Origin of the sequence: Sphingobacterium tenebrionis, from assembly GCF_037126265.1 — a bacterium.
In the GTDB taxonomy this organism is placed as follows: Bacteria; Bacteroidota; Bacteroidia; order Sphingobacteriales; family Sphingobacteriaceae; genus Sphingobacterium; species Sphingobacterium tenebrionis.
Genome location: NZ_JAYLLN010000030.1, coordinates 45616 through 51884, shown reverse-complemented (window position 1 = coordinate 51884; position 6269 = coordinate 45616). Strand labels below are relative to the sequence as shown.

The 6269-nt window shown below is 37.7% G+C and carries 7 protein-coding genes; 3 read left to right on the top strand and 4 right to left on the bottom strand.

Annotated features, from left to right (window positions below; translation table 11 throughout):
- Positions 1-273: 273 nt before the first annotated feature.
- Together VJ786_RS12170 and VJ786_RS12165 are read right to left on the bottom strand one after the other, a co-directional pair.
- Positions 274-519 carry a hypothetical protein gene (locus tag VJ786_RS12170; RefSeq protein WP_099366633.1) on the bottom strand — a complete coding sequence of 82 codons (246 nt, stop codon included), beginning with the start codon at positions 517-519 and terminating at the stop codon, positions 274-276.
- Positions 520-695: 176 nt separating this feature from the next.
- On the bottom strand, positions 696-938 hold the full coding sequence (locus tag VJ786_RS12165) for a hypothetical protein (protein ID WP_134776851.1): 243 nt from the start codon (positions 936-938) through the stop codon (positions 696-698).
- A 219-nt stretch (positions 939-1157) separates the two neighbouring features.
- Between VJ786_RS12165 and VJ786_RS12160 the strand changes: the two genes are divergently transcribed.
- On the top strand, positions 1158-2273 hold the full coding sequence (locus VJ786_RS12160) for an MBL fold metallo-hydrolase (RefSeq protein WP_245153298.1): 1116 nt from the start codon (positions 1158-1160) through the stop codon (positions 2271-2273).
- Between the two features lie 25 nt (positions 2274-2298).
- On the opposite strand, the gene VJ786_RS12155 is transcribed toward VJ786_RS12160, so the two are convergent.
- Positions 2299-2766, bottom strand: a complete 468-nt coding sequence (locus VJ786_RS12155; protein ID WP_134776852.1) for a hypothetical protein — start codon at positions 2764-2766, stop codon at positions 2299-2301.
- 118 nt (positions 2767-2884) lie between these two features.
- On the opposite strand from VJ786_RS12155, the gene VJ786_RS12150 reads away from it, so the two are divergent.
- Positions 2885-4912 carry a M3 family metallopeptidase gene (locus tag VJ786_RS12150; protein ID WP_134776853.1) on the top strand — a complete coding sequence of 676 codons (2028 nt, stop codon included), beginning with the start codon at positions 2885-2887 and terminating at the stop codon, positions 4910-4912.
- Between the two features lie 51 nt (positions 4913-4963).
- The gene (locus tag VJ786_RS12145; protein ID WP_257213729.1) at positions 4964-5446 is read left to right on the top strand and encodes a helix-turn-helix domain-containing protein; all 483 of its coding nucleotides are present in this window, start codon (positions 4964-4966) and stop codon (positions 5444-5446) included.
- A 95-nt stretch (positions 5447-5541) separates the two neighbouring features.
- On the opposite strand, the gene VJ786_RS12140 is transcribed toward VJ786_RS12145, so the two are convergent.
- Entirely contained in the window at positions 5542-6183 is a 642-nt protein-coding gene (locus VJ786_RS12140) for a tetratricopeptide repeat protein (protein WP_245153300.1), read from the bottom strand.
- Between the last annotated feature and the right edge of the window lie 86 nt (positions 6184-6269).

Below are 6269 nucleotides of genomic sequence, written 5' to 3'. Positions count from 1 at the left end.
TCCTGATATCCGTTAAAGCCTACTTTAAGATACGAAAAAAGGAGCAGAAAACTGTTGTTTTCCACTCCTTTTTTTAGCCCATTCTAAAAGGGGACTTTTTCAGTGCCCTCCGATATTGTTAAGGCTTTTTTCATGAAGGGAATTCGAGGTTAATTATTCAAATGAACAATTGTTCTTTGAACTGATCGGAATTTAAACTGCTTTAGCAAAGCTTTCGTAATGGCATATAATAAACCCCAAAAACCCTATTCTTTAATATTATCTATGATTTCATTAATCGATAACCATGAATGTTGCAATATCCTCGCGGATATGCACCGGTAGCATCATAAAGATTTCCTTTTTCAGGATGAGGTTCTCTTGACGTGAATCAGCTGGATTTTCTTCAATGCTTACGATTGATTCAAACCCTTCGTTCAACCATCTACCCTCTCCTATTAAGTAATCGTTGTATTTAGCATTTAAGGCTTTTAACGCGCCTAGGATTTCGTTCGAATTTGATGTATAACTATTAACCATATTATTCTGTTTCACTATTACATTTAACGCCAAAGTTCGATTATTGTTATAATCAAGATGTTAATTTATTATTATAGTATTGGTAATTATGGCAAAAAAAGGTTTAAGTTAGGTCGAGTTGACCAATTCTTTATTTAAATAATCAAACAACTAAGGACTATTAATCCATTAATATACTATAAACGAAACAGTTGAGCTAAATCTTCTCTTATTGCTGCTGGAAGCATATTGAATACTTCCATTTTTATTCGAATAACTTGCTTGTCATTATCTTTGGGATCTTGGTTTATAGAAACAATGGATTTGAATCCTCCGATGAGCCACCTTCCATCTCTGCGTAAATAGTCTTGATATTTAATATCAAAGATTTCCAACTCCTCTAGTAACGAGTCGGTTTTATTAGAAAAATTTGTTAACATATTGGTTTTTAGTGAATAAAATTTTACAATTATACAATATTTATTAGGCTAGAAAAACATTCCTCAAAAAAAATATTTTTTTATTTATTTAAGTTAAATGATTTCTTAACGCGTTGTTTAAAAAAATAGCAAAAGATTAAGTTTATCGCTCAAAAACTACATTTTTTATATTCATGACAATCAGATGAAAAAGAATCTTTTAACTTGCGCCTCGCATTTATGAAAAGAACATTAAAAAGAATCATGTATATCCTTTTGGCCATCATCGTTATCATCGTTATTGCTGTCTTCCTATTGGGCAGATCGGCGCCAATCGGAACCCTCGCCACAGGCGAGCGTTTGGAGAAAATGTCCTCGAACCCTAATTTTAAAAATGGGGTATATGAAAACCTGGAAGTAACGCCAGCTATAAAAGAAGGTGTTTCTTCCTTCGAGATGCTGCGTTCCTTTTTCTTCGGAAAAGACAAAAGAAACGTACCTAGTAAGCCATTGCCATCGATCAAGACCGACTTCAAGAATCTGGACATCAACGAGAACTTGTTGGTTTGGTTTGGGCATTCCTCTTACTTATTGCAATTGGATGGAAAAAGGATCTTGGTGGATCCGGTATTCAGTAAATATGCCTCTCCTGTTCCGTTTGGAATCAAGGCATTTCAGATGACCTATAATTATACGGCTGCTGATATGCCCGATATCGATATATTGGTCGTCACCCATGACCATTTTGACCACCTGGATTATTCCACTTTTGAGGAAATAAAAGGCAGAACCAAACAGATTGTAACGAGTCTTGGCGTGGGTGCCCATTTTGAAAAATGGGGCTATCCCTCGGATAAAATTCATGAGCTGTATTGGGGTGAAAGTTTCCAAGTAGACTCCTTAAAGTTTACGGCAGCTCCTGCCAGGCATTTTGCTGGCCGTTGGTTCAAGCGAAACACCAGCCTTTGGTCGGCCTTTGTTCTGCAAAGCCAAACCTACAAACTATTATTGGGTGGAGATAGTGGATATGGAAAGCATTTCAAAACCATTGGTGAGGAACATGGTCCATTTGATCTGGTTCTTCTTGAGAATGGACAGTACAATGAATATTGGAAATACATCCATATGATGCCGGAGGAGGTGATACAAGCAGCGGAAGATCTTCGGGCAAAAGATTTGATTCCAGTACACTCAGGGAAATTCCCATTAGCAAACCATGCCTGGGACGAACCGTTGATTAGGGTTACGAATGAAGCTAAACGAAAGAATAGACCGATATGGACACCACAGATTGGGCAGGTGGTATATCTAGGTAAAGCGAACCAATTTTCAGAATGGTGGAATAATATTGATTGAGGTTGAAAAAAATCAACCTCATTTTTTATTCTTTCTTTTTGAGAAGCATCCCATGGTCAAAACGAAGATTGTTCTTGTCAACAAATTTAACCTTTCCATTTTCGTCGATAATATCGCCGAATCCTTCTATTAAACCACTTGGAACAATCCCAAAAACTTTTTCCCAAGTTGATTCCATTCCTTCCGACATGAATCGGTATTCACCCACGATTAGGGAGTCCTTGATAACCCCTTTGAACGTCCCTACATTCTTATCCTTTTCAAATAAAGAATAAGTAAGGTCGCCTACCAAGGAATCCTTTTCTAAGGCTAAAGCCAAACGAATGGTATCCCTCTTTTCTTGATATTCGTAGGTACCAACAAAGTCTTCGAGATTGTGTTCTTGATTTTTTGGAGAATGGACTATCTCCTGTTTTTGATTTGAATTGGAATTACACGCACTCAAACCAGCTATTGTCAATGCTATAGCCAAAGCATTGCTCATTCTTTTCATCTTCTTGTGTTTCCTTCTATTAAATAAACCTTTTTAGCTTAGTAATGTTTTGGTAAAATCTATAAACTTGTGTATGCTGGGTTAAAATTAGGATAATTTTTGTTGTAACTTTACTTTTATGAATATTTTAAATCAATCATTTGATACCCCCCACGATACCGCTCCTTTTTCTAAAATCAATATAACGGATTACGTTCCTGCCTTTGATGCTGCGATTGCAGAAACCCGTCAAGAAATCGATGCTATTGTGCAATTGAAGGAGGAACCTAACTTCGAAAATACGATTGCTGCACTTTCTTTTTCTGGAATGCAGCTGGATCGGATCTCCAATATATTCTTCAATCTACATTCAGCAGAAACCAATGATGAGTTGGACAAGATTGCCAATGAAGTGGCGCCCAAATTGGCTGAACTCGGAAACGACATTACGTTAAACTTTCCCTTGTTCGAAAAGATTAAACAGGTTTATGATAAAATGGATTCATTGGACCTAACGGAAGAACAAAAAACTTTGTTGACCAAAAATTACAGGGATTTTGTCCGAAACGGGGCATTATTACCAGAAGATAAAAAACAGACATTAAGGGATATTGATTCGGAATTATCTGTGCTCAAATTAAAATTTGGGGAACATGTTCTTGCGGATAATAATGCCTTCCAGATGTTGATCACAAACCCGGACGAACTAGAAGGTTTGCCGGAAGGTACCATAGAAGCTGCCAAAGAAATGGCAACAGAAGCTTGCCTAGAGGGTTGGCTATTCACGTTGGATTATCCGAGTTATATCCCTTTTGTAACTTATGCAAAAAATAGGGAGCGGAGGAAGGAAATCACGTTGGCAGCAGGTAAAAAGGCATATCAGCAAAATGATAACAATAATGAGGAGATCGTCCTAAAAATTGTCAATCTACGGCATCAAAGAGCCCAACTATTGGGGTATGCATCGCATGCACATTTTGTGCTAGAAGAACGAATGGGCCAGGATCCAGCACAGGTCACGAAATTTTTGAACGATCTTTTAGCAAAGGGTAAACCCGCTGCTGAAAAAGAATTTAAGGAATTGAGTGAATTTGCCAAAGAGTTGGATGGTCTTGAAAACCTGGAAAAATGGGATGGCAGCTATTATACCGAAAAATTAAAACAACAACGTTTTAACCTGGAAGATGAAAAGCTAAAACCCTATTTCCAATTGGAGAAGGTGTTGGCTGGTGCCTTTGAGATTGCACATCGCCTTTATGGATTGAATTTTAATGAGGTCCATAACATCGATAAATACCATCCGGATGTGCAAACCTTTGAAGTGAAGGATGATGCTGGGGAATTGGTTGCTATTTTCTATGCTGATTTTTTCCCAAGGAAAGGAAAGCGGAATGGCGCTTGGATGACTTCCTTTAAATCCCAATACCAAAAAGCTGGAAAGGACGAGCGTCCGCATGTTTCAATTGTTTGTAATTTCACGAAACCTACAGCTAGTAAACCTTCTTTATTGACCTTTAATGAAGTGTTGACTTTATTCCATGAGTTTGGTCATGCCCTGCATGGGATGTTGGCCAATACGGTATATCCTACCCTATCCGGCACTTCTGTATTTTGGGACTTTGTGGAACTTCCAAGCCAGATCATGGAGAATTGGTGTTATGAAGAAGAAGCCTTGAAACTGTTTGCAAAGCATTATGAAACTGGAGAAACCATTCCAATGGAATATGTGGAGAAGATCAAGGAGAGTGCTGCTTTTATGGAAGGTATGGCTACGGTACGTCAGATCAGCTTTGGTCTGTTGGATATGGGCTGGCATGGACAGGATCCATCCTCAATTCAGGATATTAAGGCTTTTGAGGTCGAAAAATTCGCCTCTACATCGCTTTATCCCGATGTTCAGGATAATGCGATGAGCCCTTCTTTCTCGCATATTTTCAATGGTGGCTACTCATCTGGATATTACAGTTATAAATGGGCAGAGGTCTTGGATGCGGATGCTTTTGATTATTTCAAACAAAAAGGGATTTTCAATAAGGAAGTAGCGGATAAATTCAAGGAGAATATCTTGAGTAAAGGTGGAACAGCTCATCCGATGAAATTGTACAAGCAGTTTAGGGGACAAGAGCCATCGGTTGATGCCTTATTAAAACGTGCAGGATTGATTTAAATGAAAGATATGCAATTGGCTATTAAAAATATGGTTTGTCCACGCTGTGTAATGGCAGTTGAACAGATCTTGAACAATTTGAACATCCCTTTCCAGGATGTGAAGATAGGATTGGTCAATCTGCAAAGGGAGTTGAGCGATAAGGAAACTGATCAATTGGATACTGCATTAGGTGCTATTGGATTTGAGGTGCTGCAAGATCGTAAAGAACGATTGTTGGAGGAGATCAAAATAGCTCTGCAGGAGTTTTTGGGGAAATCAGAAGATCAACATCTTAAAACTTCCGTTTTTTTAACTGATCGGTTTAATTTGGAATACACGTATATAAGCAGTCTTTTTTCGGAATTGGCTGGCGAAAGTATTGAAAAGTATTTGATTAAGCTGAAGATCGAGAAGGTAAAAGAATTTCTTCAGTATGATATGTCCTTGTCGGAAATTGCTACGAAATTGAATTATAGCAGTGTGGCGCATTTGAGCAGCCAATTTAAGAAGGTTACTGGGATGACCCCATCGGAGTATAAAAAGGCAGTTTAATTTTGCTATCCTAAACGGATCATAAATAAAAAAGTCGAACAATCTGTTCTCATGGAGATGCAGATTGTTCGACTTCGTTTTTTATGGAAAATAACCTATTTCAGGTTATCTCTATAAACTGTAGCTTTTTTAACTTCTGTTTGGATATCCTTACGAGAAGCATCTAAGCTCAATACTTTTTGATAATCAGCGATAGCTGCGTTGTAAGCATCAGTAGCTGTTTTCTTGTTGTAATTAGCAGTTCCTGCAGTACCTGTCAATACTCCTAAATCACGGTTTGCAATCGCTCTATTCTGATACAGGTTTTTCTCACTTGGTTTCAATGCAATCGCTTTTGAATAATCTGAAACCGCAGATTTCAATAATGATTCACGATCTGCTGCAGATACTTTCGCTTCACGATTTACCGCTAAGTTATTATTCGCTTTTGCTCTGTAATAATAAGCCGATGAATGTTTCGCATCCAAAGCAATCGCTTTTGAAAAGTTAGTGTTAGCTTTCTTATAATCACCCAATTGGTAATACGAAAGACCTAACAAATGAAAAACATTTGCATCATCTGCTGAAGTAGTTGTTGCTTTTTCAAAATGCGTCACCGCAGATTTGAAATCATTTGCATTGATTGCTTTTTCTCCTGCAGCCACATTCGCATCTGTATGTTTCTGTGTTTGTGCCTGAGCACCCATAGTTGCTAAGGCAATCGCAACAGCAGCCAATCCTAATCTCATCGTTTTCATCTTTGTATTAATAAATCTTAAATTCATGTCCAATTATATAAATGTTTCCAATTAATTTCTATTCTCCCGTTATAGAGTAAAAATCT